The organism is Paenibacillus sp. EKM211P (assembly GCF_011066175.1).
Classification (GTDB): Bacteria; Bacillota; Bacilli; order Paenibacillales; family Paenibacillaceae; genus Paenibacillus; species Paenibacillus polymyxa.
Window position 1 is genome coordinate 1 of record NZ_JAAMNS010000113.1, and the last position, 205, is coordinate 205.

At 48.8% G+C, this 205-nt stretch carries 2 tRNA genes; both read right to left on the bottom strand.

What is annotated here, in order from left to right:
• Nucleotides 1-2: 2 nt before the first annotated feature.
• Nucleotides 3-74: transfer RNA gene (locus tag G9G57_RS25610), tRNA-Gln, on the bottom strand.
• 55 nt (nucleotides 75-129) lie between these two features.
• Nucleotides 130-205: transfer RNA gene (locus G9G57_RS25615), tRNA-Val, on the bottom strand.

The following is a 205-nucleotide window of genomic DNA, read 5'->3' on the forward strand; positions in this document are numbered from 1 at the left end:
GGCTGGGGATATAGGATTTGAACCTATGCATGACGGAGTCAAAGTCCGTTGCCTTACCGCTTGGCTAATCCCCAATATGCATATGATTCACAATTCCCCTATATTTCATCCATGTAAGAGAATAAAATATGGTGGAGGCTGAGGGGATCGAACCCCCGACCCTCTGCTTGTAAGGCAGATGCTCTCCCAGCTGAGCTAAGCCTCC